The organism is Vibrio marinisediminis (genome assembly GCF_014050145.1).
Taxonomy (GTDB): Bacteria; Pseudomonadota; Gammaproteobacteria; order Enterobacterales; family Vibrionaceae; genus Vibrio; species Vibrio marinisediminis.
This window is the reverse complement of sequence record NZ_JACFYF010000001.1, coordinates 276397-296685: the sequence shown is the minus strand read 5'-3', so window position 1 is coordinate 296685 and position 20289 is coordinate 276397. Positions and strand designations below refer to the sequence as shown.

Sequence of the window (20289 nt, the reverse complement as noted above, 5' to 3'; positions counted from 1 at the left end):
GAGCACGATAGCATGGCAACCATGAAAGATATTGCCAGATTGGCCGGTGTATCTACGTCCACTGTAAGTCATGTTATTAACCAATCTCGTTACGTTAGTGAAGAAATTTCTGAGCGGGTTAATCGCGCCGCTCAGGAGTTAAATTACACCCCTTCAGCATTGGCACGTAGTCTTAAGATGAATCGAACCAAGACTCTTGGCATGCTAATGACAACTTCGACCAACCCATTCTTCGGTGAGGTAGTAAAAGGCGTAGAGCGTTGCTGTTATCAAAAAGGCTACAACCTGATTTTGTGTAATACCGAAGGTGATCAACAGCGAATGAAAAGCTCAATCAATACGCTGTTGCAAAAGCGAGTTGATGGCATGATTTTGATGTGTTCTTCATTGGAAGGTGAACGCATCGAAATTTTTGATAAATATCCAGACGTACCTGTGGTTGTGATGGATTGGGGCCCAATGCTATTTACCAGCGATAAGATCCAAGATAACTCACTGCAAGGGGGTTATATGGCAGCAAAGCATCTTATCGAATGTGGGCATACCCAAATTGGTTGTATTACGGGACCATTGAATCGTCACCAAGCTCAAATGCGCTACGAAGGTTATAAGCGTGCACTCAATGAAGCTGGGTTGGAGTTCCACCCAAACTGGATAATAGAGTCAAACTTTGAATGCGAAGGCGGTTATGAAGCGTTTAATCGTATGTACAGTAAAGGGACGCTTCCGACGGCTATCTTTGTATGTAACGATATGATGGCAATGGGGGTGATGAATGCCGCTCACGAGAAAGGTCTCTCGGTGCCGGATGATTTTTCGATTATCGGCTACGATGACATTCATATCGCTAAGTATATGTCTCCACCATTGAGTACCATACATCAGCCTAAATATCGTCTTGGTCAAGCGGCGGTGGAAACCTTGCTGTGCAAGCTAGAAAATGAAACACGAGATCCAAAAGTCGTTCAACTTGAACCTACTCTAGTTGAACGAAATAGCGTTGCTACGCTTAAAACTACAATAGAAGAATAACATCATTTTAATGTGCAGCTTGCGGGCTGCACCTTGTTGTACTTGCCAAATTTTACCCATTCCCCTTCGAGTTGTTGGCTAGTACTAAATGATGAGTAAATCTCTGACACCTTCATCATATTTCAATAGATTGCTTCGGTTTATTTGCAAGTGTTGACTCACTACACATTCTGTCTAAAAACACAGGACTGTTTCGCCTATGCGCATTTTTATAGCTAGTTAAAAAGTTTAGTATTGTCGCCACTCATTCACACGATTTATAAAAGTGGTGAGAAAGCGAAATATAAAACATGGATAGATTATGAAAAAAACAACTTTAGCAGTGGCATGTGCTCTTGGCGCAATCTCAATGTCTTCGATGGCCGCTTCACACGTGGCTGATGCACGCAGCAATGCAATGGGTAATACCGGCGTAGTCTCTGCGGATTACTTACTCGCTCCTTTTCATAACCCAGCGCTAGGTGCGCTTCATCGTGACAATGACGATGTGGGTATTTTGATCCCAGCGATTGGGATTAATGTGCACGATAAAGATGAGTCAATTCAGACCATTGATGATGCGCAAGATCTTTATGACCGATTTATAGCCGGTGGTGAGACAGCTACAGATGCAACAGCATTAAATAAGTTGATGTCTGATTTGAACGATAATGTACCCGTTGCGGCAACAGCGGGAGTGAATTTTGCGGTGGCTATTCCAACTCGCACTCTAGCCGTAAACCTATTTGCAGGTGGTTTTACTGAAGTGGTAGCTAGAACACTAATTGCCGCTGATGGGGGCAATACACCAGCTGATGTAAAAACACGATATGAAGATTCTGAATTTGAAATGGCGGCTTTTGGTGTAACTGAAGTGGGTCTTTCTTTGTCAAAAAGCTTTAACTTAGGCGGACAAGACATCGCATTTGGTATTTCGCCTAAGTATCAAGAATTGATTTCTTACTATCAAGTGGACAAGATTGATAACTTTGAGCTAGATGATTACGACAAGAGCGAAGTCAGTGATTCTGCATTCAATATGGACATGGGTGTGGCATGGCATTCTGATGCGTGGCGTGCTGGCTTAGCGATGAAGAACTTGTTCTCACAAGAGATTACTACTCTAGGAGGCAGTTATACTTATGAATTTAACCCACAAGCTACGCTTGGCATGGGCTACGTAGGTGAGTACTTTACTGCAAGCATGGACTTTGACCTAACTAAGCAAAAACGTATCAAAGAAATCGATGATGACACGCGCTTTGTGCGTTTTGGTATGGAAGCCAATGCATGGGGCTGGGCACAGCTTCGCGCTGGTTACGAAATGGACTTAGAAGATACGCTTGATGATTCAATCACAGCTGGTATTGGTATTAGCCCATTTGACGCTGTGAGCTTTGATGTAGCGGGTTCTTACGCAGGTGAAAACCAGTTTGGTGCCTCAGCGAATTTAGCGTTTACTTTCTAATTATTGAAAGTGTTAGAAAAATCTAAATAGGGTGCCTTTCTAGGCACTCTTTTTTTATCTCAAATCTTGATTGTTAACATTTTGTTATTAATAAGTGCGATGTAGATCCTTCCTTCGCCTATTTTTATCGCTTACTTTATAAGCAGTGTTTGTTTTCTCACTAGATTCAGGTCGATAGAGCGGCTGAACGGTTGTGAGGAACTAAATAATTGGTAGAGAAACCAGCTCACATGAAGCGATGTTTTTGTTGTGACTCATGTGAGCGGTATTCATGAAGTAGGCGATTCACACGCCTTGCTTACGGTTAACATGGAGAGTCACAGATGAAACTATCAAAGTTGGGTAAAAGCTTAGCGCTAGCCACAGCATGTATGGGATTTGCGAGCCAAGCTTTTGCTGAGGATAGAAGTTACATTCTAACAACCGCATCGACGGGCGGGACTTACTATCCGGTTGGCGTTGCCTTAGCGACATTAAGTAAGGTTAAGCTGACACCGAAATACAAATTCTCTTTATCCGCTATTAGTTCGGCAGGATCGGGTGAAAACGTCAAACTGCTTAACGAGAATGAAGCTCAGTTTGCCATCCTACAAGGTCTGTATGGCGCTTGGGCATGGAATGGTGAGGGTCCTTATAAAGAGCGCCAAGAGGATCTTCGATCCGTTTCTATGCTGTGGCAAAACGTTGAACACTTTATTGTGCGCAGTGATCTGGCGAGCAGCGGTACCGTGACTGATTTAAATAACTTGAAAGATAAGAAGTTCTCGATTGGTAAGAAAAACTCGGGTACAGAAAATTCAGGTCGTCAGATCATGAAAGGTTTAGACATCGATGCTGATAGCTTCAATTTGGCACATATGGGCTATGGCGGTAGTGCGAGTGCGCTGCAAAATGGCACCATTGATGGGATGAATACGCCTGCTGGCGTGCCTGTTGGCGCGGTAACACAAGCATTTGCAGCATTGGGGGATGGAATCCAAATCTTATCATTTACCGATGAGCAGATTAAACAAGCGAATGGCTCATACAATCTTTGGACGAAATATGAAATCCCAGCGGGGACTTACCCAACGGTTGATACGGCGATCAACACCATTGCTCAACCAAACTTCCTAGCTGTGCGCTATGACGTATCAGATGATGATGTCTACGAACTTACCAAAGCAATTTATGAAAATCTGCCATTCCTACAAGGTATTCATAAAGCAACAAAAGCAATGGCGTTAGAAAAAGCGATTGCGGGTTTACCAGTACCGTTACATCCAGGTGCAGCTAAATACTATAAAGAGATGGGTATTGAAGTACCAGATTCATTAATCCTTCAATAACCTCGCCTTGAAATGTCTCAATGCCATGTTTGGGTATTGAGACATCTCGTCCCTCATTTGTAATGGAGTAATTATGAGTGACGCCCAAGTAGTAGAATTGAGCCAATTTGAGCTCGCAACAAGAAAAGATATTAAGTGGGTCAGCGCGACGATCACCGTTTTTGGGGTGATGCTGTCTCTCCTGCATATCTGGTTTAATACTTTCTCAACGATTTCAGAATTATGGATTTCAGCAACGCACTTTGCAGGTTTTGCTGTGATGTGTGCTTTGCTCTACCCAGCTCACCGCAGTCTACTTCATAGCAAGTGGGCGCTTGGCTTTGATGCGTTGTTAGCACTAGGTGCTATCGCCTGTTTGGTTTATTTACCTTTGGCAGAAGATGCGCTTTATCAACGAGGGGTTAAGTTTGTTACCAGTGATTGGGTCTTTGCTATTCTCGCGATTGTGATTGTGACTGAGCTGATTCGCCGCACCATGGGGTGGTTTATACCGACACTGATTATTATTTGCCTGAGTTACGTAGTGTGGTGGGGTAAGTGGGCGACGGGGATATTCCATTTTCCTGGCTTAAGCCTAGAGACATTGCTGTATCGAAGCTTTTACTCCTCGGAAGGTATGTTTGGTCCAATTGCGCGTATCAGTTGGAGCTTCGTGTTTATGTTTATCCTCTTTGGCGCTTTTTTAGTGCGTTCGGGAGTAGGGGATTACATCATCAATGTTGCTCGCGCAGCAGCAGGCAAGATCATTGGTGGTCCGGGGTTTATTGCGGTGATAGGCAGTGGCTTGATGGGGTCGGTTTCTGGTTCAAGTGTTGCAAATACCGTTTCGACGGGCGTGATCAGCATACCTTTGATGCGCAAAGCGGGGTTCCCTGCGAGGTTCGCAGCTGGTGTTGAAGCGGCTGCATCAACGGGTGGTCAGTTGATGCCACCTGTGATGGGCGCTGGCGCATTCATTATGGCCTCCTATACGCAGATTCCTTACGTTGACATCATTGCCGTCTCTTTTATGCCTGCGCTAATTTACTTTTTGTCGGTCGGCTTTTTTGTCCGTATTGAAGCAAAACGCAGTGGCGTGCAGAAAATTACAGTCTCTGAACAGTCTCTGACTAAGGTTTTGTTGTCCGGTTGGAACAACCTGATCCCCTTAGCTGTGTTGGTGTTCTTGCTCGTAAAAGGCTTCACTCCAACTTATGCTGCGGGCTTGTCGATAATATCAGTAGTGGTGGCGAGCTGGTTCTCGAAAGAACACAAGATGGGTCTTACCGCAATTGTGGAAGCATTAGCACAAGGTGCACGAAATATGGCAACCACAGCGGTATTGTTGGTTGGTATTGGTTTGGTGGTTAACGTGATCAGTACAACGGGAATTGGCAATACCTTTTCTCTAATGATTGATAATTGGGCCGGTGGCGAATTATTGATAATGCTGGCATTGATTGCCTTGGCATCGTTAGTATTAGGTATGGGCTTACCAGTAACAGCCGCGTATATCGTGCTAGGGACCCTATCTGCACCTGCTTTGTATAAGTTGCTCGCAGAGCATCAATTAATAGCGTTGCTAATGGCTGGCGAACTACCAGAGCAAGCTAAGGCTATCTTTATGTTGGCCGCACCCGATAAGCTAGCTTTACTTAATGCGCCAATGCTTGAGCAGACCGCTAATGAGTTAGTGGCTTTGGTGCCAGCTGATTTTATGAGTATGTTACTCGAGCAAGCATTAGGGGTTGAGGCTGTTGCGTTGGCTTTGCTCTCGGCACATCTCATCATATTCTGGCTTTCTCAAGACAGTAATGTGACACCTCCGGTTTGTTTAACAGCATTTGCCGCCGCAACCATTGCGAAAACACCGCCAATGCGTACAGGGCTAACGGCATGGAAAATTGCCAAAGGGCTCTATTTAGTGCCTTTGTTGATCGCTTATACCGGGTTGGTCAGTTGGGATATAAGCCACATCCTATTGGTTGGCTTCTTCGCGATTATTGGAACTTATGCACTGATTGCTGCCATAGAAGGGTATTTAGAGGGACCACTAAATTGGCTAATGCGTATCGTGATGCTAGTCACTGGAGTTTGCTTAGTTTGGCCAGAATTGCCGCTAATGGTAAGGCTTATAGCAGTCGTCGTGTTTGCCGTTACCTTCATTTACAGTCGGCAAAAAGAGCAAGTTATGGTGGCGTCTTAACGACTTGTACTTATTGCTTTGTTAGCTTGAGGCATAGCAGAGCGTTGAATCGTGTATTTATCGCATAAAAAAAGGGAGCATAATGCTCCCTTTCTTAACTGATTAAATCAGATTAATCTTCGCTACGGTTTGGACGACCGTGACCACGTTCACCACGGAAGTTACCACGGTTGTCGCCACCACGGTTGCGGTCGAAACGACGCTCGCCTTCACGACGAGGTGCTGCATCGCGGTTACCGCCTTCACGGTTGCCACGGTAGCCGCCGCCATCGCGGTTGCCGCCTTCACGACGAGCTGCACCATCACGGTTACCGCCTTCGCGATTACCACGGTAGCCACCGCCTTCACGGTTACCACGGAAGCCACCTTCACGGTTGCCGCCTTCGCGGTTACCACGGAAACCACCATCACGACGACCGCCGCCATCACGACGACCACCGCCATCGCGACCACGAGGCTCACGGAAATCGTTGAAGTCACATACTACAGCACCAACTTCTTTCTGACGGATACGGAGTTTGCTTAGTTTACCAGCAGTTTCAGAGTCCATCGCTTTTGGTAGCTGAACGTAAGTTTGACCTTGGTCTAGCTTGATAGCACCGATAGAGCCTTTAACAAGACCTAGTTCGTTTGCTAGTGCGCCAACGATGTCTTTAACTTGTACGCCTTGCTCGCGACCTACTTGTAATTGGTAAGTATCCCAATCTTGAGTATTGAAGCTACGACCACCTTCACGACGACCGCCGTCACGGCCACCATCACGACCGCCTTCGCGACGATCTTGACGACGTTGCTTGTCACGTGCAATTGCTTCAACCATTGGGTCTTCGCCAATGTAGAACAATGGACGTTTGCCTTGTTGGCGTTTAAGTAGCATTGCAGCAAGTGTGTTTGCATCAATTTCTAGAGACTCTTGTAGTTTTTCAACTAGCTCTACAAATTTTTCTAGTGCTTTGTGTTCTTTCTCAGCTTCTAGCTCAGCACCTAGTTTAACTAGACGAGCTTCAGCTACTGCATCACGTAGAGGCAGTTGGATTTCTTCCATAGAAGATTTAGTTACGCGCTCGATAGTGCGTAGCATACGGATTTGGTTAGAGCGAACTAGTAGGATCGCTTTACCTTTACGTCCAGCACGACCGGTACGACCGATACGGTGGATGTAAGACTCAACATCGAATGGGATGTCGTAGTTAAATACGTGTGTAATACGTGGAACATCAAGACCACGAGCAACAACGTCAGTTGCTACTAGGATGTCGATTACGCCAGTTTTGATATGATCAACAGTACGCTCACGTAGAGACTGAGGGATATCACCGTGCAGTGCAGCAGCTTTAAAGCCACGAGCAGACAACCAGTCAGCTAGGCGCTCGGTATCTTGGCGAGTACGTACGAATACGATAGACGCGTCAGTTTCTTCAGTTTCAAGTAGACGAGACATTGCTTCGTCTTTCTCTACGCCTTTAACAACCCAGAATTGTTGCTCTACTTTATCTACAGTGTGGTTCTTACCTGCAACGTCAACCATTACTGGTTCGCGTAGGAAGCGCTCAACAATGTTTTTAAGCATTGGAGGCATAGTTGCAGAGAATAGAACGCGTTGTGCAGAAGATGGAGCGTGTTCCATGATTGCAGTTACGTCGTCAACAAAGCCCATGTTCAACATTTCATCAGCTTCATCAAGGATGAACGTGTTTACTTCGTCTAGGTGTAGACGGTCACGGTTGATAAGGTCTTGAACACGACCAGGAGTACCTACGATCACGTGTGCGCCGTTTTTAAGAGCACGCATTTGATCAACGATAGAAGTACCACCGTAGATTTCTAGAACTTTAAGGCCAGAAATGTTCTTACCTAGGTTCTTCATCTCAGCAGCTACTTGGATTGCTAGCTCACGAGTAGGAGCAAGAACGATCGCTTGAGGCTTACGTTGAGCTAAATCTAGTTTGTTCAATAGAGGCAGAGAAAATGCCGCTGTTTTACCAGTACCGGTTTGAGCTTTACCTAGAGCATCTGCGCCTGCAAGAAGGTGCGGAATTGCTGCTGCTTGGATAGGAGTAGGAGAAACAAAACCCATGCTATCAAGAGCTGAAAGGATTGCGTCATTTAGTGCTAAATCACTAAATTGAATTACAGTATCTGTCATTGGGATCCCATTAACAAAAAAAAACAAAAGGTCCCACGAGCTCTACCAATTCCAATACAAATCCAGATTGAGTTGATTCCGTTCAGATGCGGAAAAGTGTTAAATCGCATCAAGCCGCTAGGGACATAAGGGAGGCGGATTATTCCCTAAAAGCACAAAAAAAGCTAGAAAAAATTGAATTTCATCACAAAAATTTCTTCCGAGAGGTCGAAATGGTTCTTTTATCGTCACACTTATGAGAATTCGTTGTCATTTTGCTCAATTCTAAGCGCGAGTTTCGTGAACGAAGTAGCGCTTTCTATAGATTGGGTATAGTGCCGATGTTATAATGCGCGCAATTTTTCAAGCGATATAGAGTTAAGATGTTCCAAGATAACCCACTATTGGCTCAGCTCAAGCAGCAAATCCAAGAAACCCTACCTAAAAAGGAAGGCACGATCAAAGCAACAGAAAAAGGCTTTGGTTTCTTAGAAGTGGACAGCAAAACCAGCTTCTTTATTCCGCCACCGTACATGAAGAAATGTCTGCATGGCGATAAAGTAAAAGCGATCATTCGTACTGAGAATGAACGTGAAGTGGCAGAGCCAGAAGAGCTAGTGGAGCAGAATTTAACTCGCTTTATTGGTCGTGTGAAAATGTTCAAAGGTAAATTGAACGTAACACCCGATCATCCACAACTGAAAAAACAATCGCTGAAAGCTAAAGTTAAGAAGGGTCTTAACCCGAATGAATTTGCTGAAGGTGACTGGGTTGTTGCCCATCTTATTCAGCACCCGCTAAAAGGTGACAATGGATTTTTCGTTGAGATTTCTAAAAAAATCACCGATGCGGATGATAAAATTGCACCATGGTGGGTGACTCTAGCTCAGAACGATTTGCCAAACAGCGAACCTGAAGGTATCGATAACTGGGAAATCAAAGACGATGCAGATCTAGAACGTATCGACATGACCCACATCCCGTTTGTCACTATTGACGGCGAATCGACCAAAGATATGGATGATGCGTTGTACGCGAAGAAGCTTGAAAACGGTGATTTTGAACTTACCATTGCTATTGCTGATCCTACCGCTTACATCACCCCTGACAGTGAAATGGATAAAGTAGCGCGTGAACGCGGTTTTACCATCTATCTTCCAGGGCGCAACATTCCAATGTTACCGCGTGATCTTGCTGATGAATTGTGTTCACTAATGCAAGATGAAGTGCGCCCAGCACTGTGCTGTACAGTAACAGTAGATAAAGACGGTGTTATCGGTGATGACATTAACTTCTTTGCAGCAAATATTAAATCCCATGCTCGTCTTGCGTACGACCATCTTTCTGATTGGTTAGAGAACGGTGAGTCACCTGTTTGGCAGCCAAGCGAAGAGATTGCACAAATTGTTCGTGACCTCTACGAATTCTCTTTAGCTCGTGCGAATTGGCGCGAAAAGAATGCCGTGGTATTCCCAGATCGCCCAGATTACCGTTTTGAGTTGAGTGAAGATAATGACGTTATCGCCATTCACGCAGATATGCGCCGCAGTGCGAATCGACTAGTAGAAGAGTCAATGATTACCGCTAATATCTGTGCCGGTAAAACGTTGTGCGCAGCATTTGGCTCAGGTGTCTTTAACCACCATGCGGGCATTAAACCGGAAAAAATTGCAGAAGTTGTTGAAATGGTAAACCCGCAAGGTGACTTGCCATTTACTGCGGAGTCTATTGTCACTATCGAAGGTTTTGCCGCACTTCGCCGTTGGTTAGGTGAGCAAGATAGCAGCTACCTAGATAATCGTATTCGTAAGATGCAAACCTACAGTGAGATGGGTAACCAGCCACTTCCGCACTTTGCGATGGGTTTAGACATTTACGCAACGTGGACGTCTCCAATTCGTAAATACGGCGATATGATTAACCACCGTATGCTTAAAGCTCATATTCTTGGTAAAGAGCCAGTGCAAATGGCTGACGAAACCGTTGGTGAAGAGCTGGCGTTGCACCGTAAGCACCACAACATGGCAGAGCGCAATGTGTCGGATTGGTTGTACGCGCGCACATTGGCGGAAGAACCAGCTAAGGCGACTAAGTTTAATGCTGAAATTTTCGATATTAACCGTGCAGGTATGCGTGTTCGTCTATTAGAGAATGGCGCGGCTGCGTTTATCCCAAGCTCACTTATTATGAGTAATAAAGAGCGCATCGAATGCAATGGTGACAACGGTACAGTGTCTATTGATAAGCAAGTTGAGTTCCGTTTAGGTGACACTCTTGAATTGATTTTGACAGACGTTAACCAAGAAAACCGCAATCTGGTCGCGAAGCCGACTAGAGTGTTTGCCGAACCTGTTATAGAAGCCGAGCAACCAGCGGTAGAGACACCAGCAGAGTAAGTTTACTTAGGCTAGCCGGTTTTAAATATCCCTTGCGTCACTCAGTGACTCAGGGGATTTTTTTTAACTATCGCATTTTGAGTAATTAGCTGATGCGACATTGGTTGACCCATAACCATTTCTACTGTTTCAGTATTACACTGTTATTTAGGACAAGGAGAGGCAGATGAATAAAGAGCAACAACAGCGGTTAAAGAGCAAGCTAGAGAGTGATCTTAAAGCATTTAGGCAGCAGCGGTATACGTTGCAACTAGCAACGGTTGATCAACAAGGTCAACCGAATGTGAGTTATGCCCCTTTTGTACAAAATCAGCATGGTTACTTTGTCTTGATTTCTGAATTGGCTCGTCATACTCAAAATTTACTCACTACCCCTAACGTATCTCTAATGATGGTTGAAGATGAAGCAGCGAGTTCACAGCTTTACGCACGAGTTCGTCTAACTTTTGATGCGACTGCCCATAAGGTGGAGCGCGACTCAAGATTGTGGCAGCAAGTGATATCTCAAATGGAAGAGCGACACGGAGATATTGTGTCTGGGCTAATTCAACTGCAAGACTTTATTTTATTCCATTTTTTGCCTCAAAAAGGTCTGTTTGTTAAAGGGTTTGGACAGGCATATCCAGTGTCTGCGGAAAATATGGTTGATACGACGCCTTTGCTACAAGGGCATCGCAAAATGAAGTAGCGAGCTTTTATTGCAATTTTATTGTTACAAAGGAGGCGAGGGCTTACATGATTATGATGCTAAAACTGCTGTAGAGCACACTATGGAACTTTAGCTCGAAGGGCTGGCGATAAACTCAAATTAAAGAACTAACATTACTGAGAGACCTTGTGATAAAGCCCAATAGGAACGGGCGATATTGAGTAACATTAGAGTTTGCTAATTAATGGGTAAGCAACTCATATTGTTATGCTAAATGACAACTTGTATAACTATCTGTCGTTTGAGTCGGAAATAGTCTTGCATATGCCCAGTTGATGAGATCAAAAGTGCGATTCCTGTCGCAATTGGTTGCTTTCTGGCACATATTGATACAAACTACACCCAGTGTTTTATCGGTATATTCATCAGTATTTTTAACTAGTTTTAAGCATCAGTTAAAGCTGAAAGTACTGAGCGAAAGAATTGTCGCGTTTCTTGCGTAGTGCTGATTGGTCGGAGGACATTCAATTAGTATTAAGCGGGAAGTATCACAACAATAAGGGCGATATTAAGTCGCCCCATTGTATCGTTACTTAACACTCTTGGTTTGGCCGCCGATCAGTTAAGTTACGTGCAAAATTGGCGTTACGCATAGCTGGCTGTTAGCTTAGATTCCTTACTATCCCTACTAACAGTTTTTGTAACCTGCCTGGGCTTCTGCTCAGGCTTTTTCTTTTGCAGTCCCCGATATTAAAGATCTCTCGCCGCTCAAAATAGTCGTGTCCACATTCAATGCGATACAGTACTAAAATTCAGATAATTAGTTATAGTCGTTGCAGTTTTGCGATGGCGGTATTTGTGATTCTACGTATTGTTCGTTAGGTGTTTAAAACTCACGATTTGAGGGGGCGCAACCTACATGTTGAAGTAATACGTAGACGCTTTCTTGGGATAGGGCAACGCGGCGAAACAAGTCTGCGAAGATGGCGTCTCCACCAAAGCAAACTTGTATATAGTAGTTGATTTGAGTTGGGTCATAGCCCTCTACATACATAGTACGAACCCATTGGTATTCAACCGCTTTTGGGTTGTTGAGGGTACTTTCATCTAAGGTCGTTGCTTTGGTCACCAAGTTTGCGTGCCTGTTAAAGAATACAAACTCGGATTTAATCAAAGATTGATTAAAGAAAAATGACAGATGCGTGAATTATCCACGCACTAACAAATGGTTATCATCACTTTTGCTAGTAAAGCACAGGCACGGTACTTAACGTCTACTTGAGGTACTTTACGTGGGCTTCCATCTCTTCGCCAATTTGCTTTCGCATGTTCATTAACCGAATAGCGGACTCTCGCAACTCTATATCTTCTTCTGTCTGGGGGATCCATTCTGGAACACTGGTCGTTTTCCCCTCTTCGTCAACAGCAACCATGATAACGATACAATGTGTGGTCAATCGATTGGTTAGTTCTTTTGGGTCACTTGCTTGAACATCGATTGCGATGTGCATTGAACTGCTTCCGGTATAAATGACCTTAGCGCTCACTTCAACCAAGTTGCCAACATGAATGGGCGAAACAAAACGAATACCGCCTGCATAAGCAGTGATACAGTATTTTCCACTCCAACCCGCAGCGCATGCATAGGCGGCTAAATCGATCCATTTCATCGCTGCGCCACCATGGACTTTACCACCAAAGTTAACATCGCTTGGTTCGGCTAAGAAGCGTAAAGTAACTTCTCTTTGCTGCTTGCTCATCGTCTTACTCCCTGACGCCAATTAATCGCAAACCAATATAGCAAGTTTATACTACGCGGATCCATCGGTTAATCGCCGGAAAAATCGTTGATTTCCTAAACCGATAACTCAGACCTTATTTGGCGACTTCTTCATATTCACCGTCAATAACGCGGTGGTTGCTACCTTGTTGGTTTGTTTGATTATATTGAGCTTTTTCCACCGCTTTGACTAGTCGTCGACCCGTGATGGCTCCGACAATAGCGAGAGGGATAGCAATAAGCAGCCCACCAATTAATACAAAAAAACCAGTGATAACAGCAAGCAAAGTGTTCAGTATACGAACCATGTTTATTACCTCATTAATTATTCAGTCGTTTCAAAGTGTGGGGTGAAAGTTGTTCACGCTGTACCAATGAGTGATTTATAGAATACGCTGAGCGAGATGAATCGAACATGAACATGTTAATCAATTTCTTCACAACTTATTTCTTGGTCAGTCTACCAAGTAAATTATCAAATGCGAACGGACACCAATAACAAGGGGTTACCCTAAAACGGATAGAGCACGCAGATAAAAAAGCCGCTTCGATAAGAAGCGGCAAAAAACAGTGTTACTTATAATGATTATGTTGTGGAGCTTTAATCTCTATGCGAGCGTCTTGTAACGAACACCCATCATTTGTTCCATGCAGTGAACAACTTGGCAGCTGTAGCCAAATTCATTGTCATACCAAATGTAAAGTACACAGCGTTTGTCTTGTGCAATGGTTGCAGCGCCATCAACCACACCAGCAAAGCGAGAGCCCACTAAATCTGTTGAAACGACTTCGGTCGAATCGGTGTAATCAATTTGCCCTGCCAATTCAGACTTCAATGCCATGTCACGTAGATAAACGTTCAATTCATCGCGTTCTACTGCATTAGCAAGATTTAGATTGGCTACCGCCATCGATACGTTTGGTGTTGGCACGCGAATAGCGTTACCAGTTAGCTTGCCAGTTAGTTCAGGCAGTGCCTTTGACACCGCTTTTGCAGCACCCGTTGAGGTCAACACCATATTGAGTGATGCACTACGACCACGGCGTTCACCCGTGTGGAAGTTATCAATCAGGTTTTGGTCGTTGGTAAATGAGTGGACAGTTTCAATATGACCAGACTCGATACCATAGCGATCATTGAGCGCTTTTAGCACTGGAGTGATGGCATTAGTGGTACAGCTTGCTGCCGAAATGATTAAGTCTTCTGGCTGAATGACATTTTCATTCACGCCGAATACCACGTTTTTAATGTCACCTTTACCTGGGGCAGTTAGAAGAACTTTTTTAGCACCTTTTGAAGATAGATGCTTACTCAAACCTTCTGTATCGCGCCACACACCCGTGTTATCAACGATTAACGCATCATTGATGCCATATTGTGTGTAGTCGACATCTTCAGGTTGGTTTGCGTAGATAATTTGAATGTAATTACCGTTCGCAATAATTGCTTTGCGTTCTTCATCAACAATAATGCTGCCGTTGAACTGACCGTGTACTGAATCACGGCGTAATAGACTGGCGCGTTTTTGTAGATCCCCATTTTTTCCGCCACGAACGACGATTGCTCGCAGACGAAGAGGGTAACCAGGGCCACTTTTTTCAACAAGTAGACGAGTAAGCAAGCGACCGATACGACCAAAACCGTATAAAACGACGTCTTTTGGTGTACCCACGCTTTCTCCGTTCATTGCGGTAACAAGTGCCGAATGAAGGAAGTCTTTTAATGCATGTGTATCGTTATGACTCTGCCAGAATTTGTCAGCCAACTGACCAATATCAACCTTACAAGGTGATAAAGGCATATCAACTAAGGCTTGGATTAGAGGAAGAGTTTGAGAAGGGGTTAGAGCGGTACCGCTGTAATGTCTAGATAATCGGTGAGACTTAATAATGTCGATTGTTGCTGCGTTAACTAAGGTTTTACCGAAAAGTAATACTTCAACCCCTTTTTGGCGATAAAGTTGACCGAGTAACGGGGAGATAGTTTCGGCAACCGTCTGGTTCGTTTGCCAGTCGAGAAGATGTTTTTCAGGACTCATTGAGCTTAGGACCTTTTCACGTTTTTGAGTTGAGCTTCCACCCCATCAATATGAGGCAGTGAATATGTTGTAATTTTTATGTGGCGGGATTGTAATAGTGCCAACCTTAATCTGCTAGGAAAAATAATGATCGACGAATAGCGGTATTCTTACCGATATTGGGCGGTTATTCGCTGAAAAAATGCGCATGATTGATAATTGACAATCAAAAACTAAGGCGCTTATTTTTGCCCGAAAAATACTCATGTATTTATGTGGTGATCAAATGATGCAACCGTCAGAGGAGATTTGTGATCAATCGTGGTCATTCAACAGAAATGGTAATAATAAGTGGCAGCTAGATGAATATTGAAGTGTAGTGTGGGATGTTACTTAGTAAGGCGTGGTTTACCGTGATGTTCTGAATGTATAAATGTGACTTGGTTAACGTTTTGTTTGGCGGTTAGAGGTTTGCGCGTAATACTCGATTGAGCTTTATTAAGGCAATGAAGTGTAGAAATTCCGATATGTTGACGCTTGTAAGAAAAGTAAACGATGATTGTGCGCCGCTTTTAGAGTAAAAAGCAGCGCGCTTTGCGAGAGATCAGCGAGCCGATTTTCCAAGGTCTTCCAACGGAAGCCAATTAACTTTAACGCCAGCTTGTAAAAACATCTCTTGGCTGATTTCAATTTTCTCACCCCAGCGCGAGAGGAAATCCTCAGTTTGCTCTGGGCAGTGAACAGCAGAAATACCCGTTTGAATTATCTTAGCTGCACAGTTTGGGCATGGAAAATGGGTGACCCAAATTTCACAGGCATCCAAATCACGCTTGGCAAAAAGAATCGCATTTTCTTCAGCATGCAATGTTTTAAGATACTTCATCTCTCGGTCATCAGTTATGGCACTGTCGGAGATTCCGTGTGGGTAACCATTGAAGCCTACCGATACAATACGGTTTTGTTTGGTAATAACAGCCCCGACTTGTGTTGATGGATCTTTACTCCAAGAGCCAACAAGTTCTGCCATCTGGTAAAAGCGTTGTGCCCATTTTGAGATCATTGCGTTTCCTCAACAAGAATAGTAATTAGAAATATAAAGCAGGATTTAATCCATTAAAGCGAATAAATAACTACTTGCCAATAGGTAATATTATCCCACTTCTTATAGGGTTAGTACCCAGTTTAAGCGTGTTGCATACAAAGTATCTCCAATTCGTAACTCGTGCCGAGCAGATCATATGAGCAATTTGTCGCAATACCTTGTGAGATATCTCTTACAAGAGCGTGAGACTCTAGCATGATTTCTCGTAGAATAAACCGCAAATATAATTTTAAAGCATTGAATTTAATGAGATAACTTGAAATTGCAATTTCACTCTGACAAAAAAATGGCTTAAGGATTATTGTCGCGAAGAGAGAAATTGGTTAATTTATAGGTGTCGGCAGGATGCAGACACGGAACAGGAAAGACCCAAGGATTGGTCATCTTCAGGAAGAAGATATAGTTGTCTAGGATAGACGACTAGCATGGAAAGCAAAGGACACCGCTAGGATGGCGATGTTAAGGAAGCGCTGTAGGAAGCAGCATACTATCAAGGATTTGATGCAGGGAGCACTTTTAGTAGCTGGATCGCTGCGAGTAAGAATAGACCCCGTTAGGCTTGCCTAGCGGGGTTTTCTTGTTTTAGCGTTTGTAATTGACGGCTTCAGAACTCTCTAGATGAATTTGAGTCGTTGCGGGCTGTGTCTCTGCGATGATCTTACCGTGGCGAATTGAGTAGCGTACTGGAACCTGGCGGCGTACTGCATCAAAACCATTCTCGGCAGGAAGAATCAAAAGAGAACCCGGCTTACCTTGTTCAATGCCGTGTTTATCTTGAATATTCAACGTGCGGGCTGAGTTGGTGCTGATGAGTTCGAGTGAGTTATTGATTTGCTCGTAGCCCATCACTTGGCACACATGCAGACCCATATGCAGCACTTGCAGCATATTTGCTGTGCCTAATGGATACCAAGGGTCAAACACATCATCATGACCAAAACAGACGTTGATGTTTGCCGCTAGCATCTCTTTTACTCGCGTCACACCACGACGTTTTGGGTAGTCATCAAAACGACCTTGCAGGTGAATATTCACAAGTGGGTTCGCAACAAAGTTAATACCTGACATACGCAGCAAGCGGAATAAGCGTGAGGCATATGCACCGTTATATGAGCCCATTGCGGTTGTATGGCTTGCCGTTACCTTGTGTCCCATATCAAATTTGTGTGCGAGTGCCGCTAAAGTTTCAACAAAACGCGACTGCTCATCATCAATTTCGTCACAATGTACATCGATTAAGCAGTCATATTTTCTCGCCAATTCAAATACATAGTGCAGTGACTCAACGCCGTATTCACGAGTAAACTCAAAATGAGGAATGGCACCAATAACATCCGCGCCAAGTTGGACGGCTTCTTCTAGTAATTCTTTGCCATTTGGGTAAGAGAGAATACCTTCTTGTGGGAACGCCACTATTTGGATATCTACCCATTGCTTCATCTCTTCACGCACTTCTACCATCGCTTTAAGCGCGATAAGAGTAGGGTCTGACACATCGACATGAGTACGTACATGTTGAACGCCGTTGGCAATTTGCCATTTTAATGTTTGTTTCGCACGTGCTTTAACATCTTCGATAGAGAGTGTTTGCTTACGTTCAGCCCAACGCTCGATGCCTTCAAATAGAGTGCCAGAGATGTTCCAGCTTGGTTCGCCTGCTGTTTGCGTTGTATCAAGATGGATGTGAGGTTCGCAAAACGGAGCGACTGCCATTCCACCTTCAGCATCAAGCACGTCACCGATGAAGTTTAGCTCTACATCATTATTTTCAATCTGTGCGAATTGACCATCCTTAATCAAAATTTGTTTAAGACCTTCCTGTCCTTGCACAGTGGTGTTTTTGATCAATAGTGTTGTCATGATGTTTCCTTACGCTGGCTGTTCAACCAGCGCTTTTTTATTAAGAATAGGATTGAGAACTAAGTAACTGATTGCGCCGCCGAGCACTGCATTGACAGGAACGATGCCGGGAATAAAGTGTCCAGCGCCGACGCCAATGGCTACCGCAATAATGCCAGCCCAGTTGACAGTTTGGAACTGCGTTGTTTCAAAGTTTGTATAACGTTTACGGTTTGCCAAGAAGTCCGCAATGATCACGCCGCCAATTGGTGGAATCGCAATCGACAAGAAGGTTAGCCAGCCGACAAAGTTATTGTATAGCCATAGTGCACACAGCGTGCCCACCACACCATTCGCCATGGAAATGTATTTGCTTGGTAAGCCCGTAATGTTAGAGAAACCAAGCCCAGACGCATACAGTGCATTGTCATTGGTAGTCCAGATATTCAAACCAAGCACAATAATGGCAGGAATAAGCAAACCTTGAGCAATCATCACTTCAGAAATATCAGATTGACCCGTTACGGAAGCACCTGCTGCGCCAAAAATGAACATTAGCGAGTTGCCGATGAAGAATGCCACCATAGTAACCAGTACCGCACCCTTAGGCTTTTTGCCAAATCGAACAAAATCCGCCGTTAAGGTACCAGCACTGATAAATGACCCGACCACCATAGCGAGCGCAACTGAAAAGTCGATAGGTTGTGCGGGCTCGATTTTTTGTAGTTCTTCGATACCGCCAATACTGTTAACGGCTTCTATCACTGAATAACCGCCTAATAAGGCAATTGCAGGGACGGCAATGGCGGAAAGGATCATTAGGGCTGATATACCGAAGTAGACGGTGGCGGTCATGAGTAAACCAGAGGCAATAATTAGAATGTTGGTGTCAATTCCTGTGGCTTTGTGTACTGGGATGGCAAACATAGCCACGCCAACACCAAACCAACCAACTTGAGTGCCGCCGAGAAGAGCGGAGGGAAGCCAAGAGCCTTTAGAACCAAAAGAGAAACGAGCAAGGAGATGTGTAGAGAGACCAGTAGAAGCGCCGATGTAACCGAGGAAAGAAGTGTAAATACCGAGGATTAAGTTACCAATGAGAACAGCGAGGAAGAAATCATTATAGGAGAGACCAGTGCCGAGAGTACCGCCAGTCCACATACTTGCGGAAAAGAAAGTCAGTCCCAACATCACCATTGTCAGCGATGCGACTCCCTTTCTTGCCTTATCAGGAACAGGACCAAGGCTATAGTTGTTATCACCTGCCATTTTAACCTCCACGCTTAATAATTAAATTTAGTGCTAAATTCTAGTCAAACGGCGCGTATTATGGTGATTGATAAGTTAAAGTCAATGATAAATTTGTCATTTAATTTAACTTGTTGTATTTAGTAATTATATTTCTTTGTCTGCCTGCGTGTTGTATTTCTGGTTTTTATTTTTACTGTCCGTTTTACCGTTTGCTTTTGGTTGTGTATTGATGTTTTTGATTGCTTTGGGCTAAAAGTGTTTATTGTCTCGTGCTGGTGCGTTTTTTTGGGGTTTGTTGTTGGTTTTGGTGGGGGAGGTAGGGCAATTAATTCCAGATTTGAAGTTTTATCATTATTGCTTAGGTTTAATTTGTATATATATGGATTATTCAGTGATTTTTAGATAAAAGCCTTATTTATATGAGCTAACTTGGCTTCTATGGCGCATTTGTAGAGACTTTAGTTTTGGATTGATGATTGTGTAACCAAGAGAGGTTACTTATAAGCAGCGCAGCGAGCGAAGACGGAAAGTTGAGAACGACGAGCAAGCGCACTTGATTGAGTAAATGTTATGCTGCACTGATGTTAATTGAGAGATGCGCGTTAGTAAGTGTCTTTCAACTCGTTATAATTAAAAAAGGCTTTCAGAGAAGGAGATAAATAATGAAACTTCGTTACTTGCTTTCGATCACAACACTGCTTGCGGCGGCTTTTTCAGCTCAAGCAAGTGCTAGCTGTGAAGTGTCACTTGAAGCAAATGATATGATGAAATACTCAACGGATCTTATTAGCGTGCCAGCGAGCTGTGAGGAAGTGTCGATTACGCTGAAACATACAGGGAACCTTCCTGCAGCGTCAATGGGACACAATATTGTTATTACCGATACCGCAAATGTTAAGAATGTCGGTACTGACGGGATGACGGCAGGTATCGACAATAGCTACATTAAGCCTGGCGATGACCGTGTTTATGCATTCTCTGAAGTGGTTGGTGGTGGTGAAGAAACAACACTGACGTTTAGTACTGCTGAGCTTAAAGCGGGTGGCGATTATTCATTCTTTTGTTCTTTCCCAGGGCATTGGGCAATTATGAAAGGAAAATTTGAATTTAAGTAATAGCTGGTTGATGAGCTATTAA

At 44.0% G+C, this 20289-nt stretch carries 15 protein-coding genes; 7 read left to right on the top strand and 8 right to left on the bottom strand.

Translation table 11 applies throughout. From position 1 onward, the window contains the following. The first annotated feature begins 12 nt into the window (after positions 1-12). The 4 genes from H2O73_RS01390 (at position 13) to H2O73_RS01375 (ending at position 5992) form a co-directional block, all read left to right on the top strand. On the top strand, positions 13-1032 hold the full coding sequence (locus H2O73_RS01390; RefSeq protein WP_182105781.1) for a substrate-binding domain-containing protein: 1020 nt from the start codon (positions 13-15) through the stop codon (positions 1030-1032). A 301-nt stretch (positions 1033-1333) separates the two neighbouring features. After that, positions 1334-2479, top strand: a complete 1146-nt coding sequence (locus H2O73_RS01385) for a conjugal transfer protein TraF (protein WP_182105779.1) — start codon at positions 1334-1336, stop codon at positions 2477-2479. Positions 2480-2802: 323 nt separating this feature from the next. Continuing rightward, a complete protein-coding gene (locus tag H2O73_RS01380) occupies positions 2803-3807 on the top strand; it encodes a TAXI family TRAP transporter solute-binding subunit (protein WP_182105777.1) in 1005 nt (334 codons plus the stop codon). Positions 3808-3880: 73 nt separating this feature from the next. After that, positions 3881-5992: a TRAP transporter permease gene (locus H2O73_RS01375; protein WP_182105775.1), complete on the top strand. Its 2112-nt coding sequence runs from the start codon at positions 3881-3883 to the stop codon at positions 5990-5992. 112 nt (positions 5993-6104) lie between these two features. Here the strand turns inward: H2O73_RS01375 and H2O73_RS01370 are convergent, their stop codons facing one another. After that, a complete protein-coding gene (locus H2O73_RS01370) occupies positions 6105-8138 on the bottom strand; it encodes a DEAD/DEAH box helicase (RefSeq protein ID WP_182105773.1) in 2034 nt (677 codons plus the stop codon). A 362-nt stretch (positions 8139-8500) separates the two neighbouring features. Here H2O73_RS01370 and rnb point away from each other — a divergent pair, with 362 nt between their 5' ends. Together rnb and hutZ are read left to right on the top strand one after the other, a co-directional pair. Then, positions 8501-10513 (top strand): exoribonuclease II, encoded by a 2013-nt coding sequence (gene rnb, locus H2O73_RS01365; RefSeq protein WP_182105771.1) that lies wholly within the window; start codon positions 8501-8503, stop codon positions 10511-10513. Between the two features lie 166 nt (positions 10514-10679). Further along, a complete protein-coding gene (gene hutZ, locus H2O73_RS01360; protein ID WP_182105769.1) occupies positions 10680-11201 on the top strand; it encodes a heme utilization protein HutZ in 522 nt (173 codons plus the stop codon). Positions 11202-12048: 847 nt separating this feature from the next. On the opposite strand, the gene H2O73_RS01355 is transcribed toward hutZ, so the two are convergent. From H2O73_RS01355 to codB, 7 genes are all read right to left on the bottom strand, one after another. Further along, entirely contained in the window at positions 12049-12291 is a 243-nt protein-coding gene (locus H2O73_RS01355) for a hypothetical protein (RefSeq protein ID WP_438696031.1), read from the bottom strand. 145 nt (positions 12292-12436) lie between these two features. After that, positions 12437-12922, bottom strand: a complete 486-nt coding sequence (locus tag H2O73_RS01350) for an acyl-CoA thioesterase (protein WP_182105765.1) — start codon at positions 12920-12922, stop codon at positions 12437-12439. A gap of 115 nt (positions 12923-13037) precedes the next feature. Then, positions 13038-13250, bottom strand: a complete 213-nt coding sequence (locus H2O73_RS01345) for a hypothetical protein (protein WP_182105763.1) — start codon at positions 13248-13250, stop codon at positions 13038-13040. 300 nt (positions 13251-13550) lie between these two features. Beyond that, the gene (locus tag H2O73_RS01340; protein WP_182105761.1) at positions 13551-14981 is read right to left on the bottom strand and encodes a glyceraldehyde-3-phosphate dehydrogenase; all 1431 of its coding nucleotides are present in this window, start codon (positions 14979-14981) and stop codon (positions 13551-13553) included. A 583-nt stretch (positions 14982-15564) separates the two neighbouring features. Continuing rightward, positions 15565-16020: a dCMP deaminase family protein gene (locus H2O73_RS01335; RefSeq protein ID WP_182105759.1), complete on the bottom strand. Its 456-nt coding sequence runs from the start codon at positions 16018-16020 to the stop codon at positions 15565-15567. Positions 16021-16644: 624 nt separating this feature from the next. Next, a complete protein-coding gene (locus tag H2O73_RS01330) occupies positions 16645-17922 on the bottom strand; it encodes a cytosine deaminase (RefSeq protein WP_182105757.1) in 1278 nt (425 codons plus the stop codon). A 9-nt stretch (positions 17923-17931) separates the two neighbouring features. After that, on the bottom strand, positions 17932-19170 hold the full coding sequence (gene codB / locus H2O73_RS01325) for a cytosine permease (RefSeq protein ID WP_182105755.1): 1239 nt from the start codon (positions 19168-19170) through the stop codon (positions 17932-17934). A gap of 644 nt (positions 19171-19814) precedes the next feature. On the opposite strand from codB, the gene azu reads away from it, so the two are divergent. Further along, positions 19815-20267: an azurin gene (gene azu / locus H2O73_RS01320; RefSeq protein WP_182105753.1), complete on the top strand. Its 453-nt coding sequence runs from the start codon at positions 19815-19817 to the stop codon at positions 20265-20267. The last annotated feature ends 22 nt before the right edge of the window (positions 20268-20289 follow it).

Excerpts from the sequence above, each read along its gene's own strand:
- H2O73_RS01390 (WP_182105781.1), top strand. The coding sequence starts at position 13 with ATGGCAACCATGAAAGATATTGCCAGATTGGCCGGTGTATCTACGTCC.
- H2O73_RS01350 (WP_182105765.1), bottom strand. The coding sequence starts at position 12,922 with ATGAGCAAGCAGCAAAGAGAAGTTACTTTACGCTTCTTAGCCGAACCA.
- H2O73_RS01375 (WP_182105775.1), top strand. The coding sequence starts at position 3,881 with ATGAGTGACGCCCAAGTAGTAGAATTGAGCCAATTTGAGCTCGCAACA.
- H2O73_RS01340 (WP_182105761.1), bottom strand. The coding sequence starts at position 14,981 with ATGAGTCCTGAAAAACATCTTCTCGACTGGCAAACGAACCAGACGGTT.
- azu (WP_182105753.1), top strand. The coding sequence starts at position 19,815 with ATGAAACTTCGTTACTTGCTTTCGATCACAACACTGCTTGCGGCGGCT.
- H2O73_RS01335 (WP_182105759.1), bottom strand. The coding sequence starts at position 16,020 with ATGATCTCAAAATGGGCACAACGCTTTTACCAGATGGCAGAACTTGTT.
- rnb (WP_182105771.1), top strand. The coding sequence starts at position 8,501 with ATGTTCCAAGATAACCCACTATTGGCTCAGCTCAAGCAGCAAATCCAA.
- H2O73_RS01370 (WP_182105773.1), bottom strand. The coding sequence starts at position 8,138 with ATGACAGATACTGTAATTCAATTTAGTGATTTAGCACTAAATGACGCA.
- H2O73_RS01330 (WP_182105757.1), bottom strand. The coding sequence starts at position 17,922 with ATGACAACACTATTGATCAAAAACACCACTGTGCAAGGACAGGAAGGT.
- H2O73_RS01380 (WP_182105777.1), top strand. The coding sequence starts at position 2,803 with ATGAAACTATCAAAGTTGGGTAAAAGCTTAGCGCTAGCCACAGCATGT.
- codB (WP_182105755.1), bottom strand. The coding sequence starts at position 19,170 with ATGGCAGGTGATAACAACTATAGCCTTGGTCCTGTTCCTGATAAGGCA.
- H2O73_RS01345 (WP_182105763.1), bottom strand. The coding sequence starts at position 13,250 with ATGGTTCGTATACTGAACACTTTGCTTGCTGTTATCACTGGTTTTTTT.
- hutZ (WP_182105769.1), top strand. The coding sequence starts at position 10,680 with ATGAATAAAGAGCAACAACAGCGGTTAAAGAGCAAGCTAGAGAGTGAT.
- H2O73_RS01385 (WP_182105779.1), top strand. The coding sequence starts at position 1,334 with ATGAAAAAAACAACTTTAGCAGTGGCATGTGCTCTTGGCGCAATCTCA.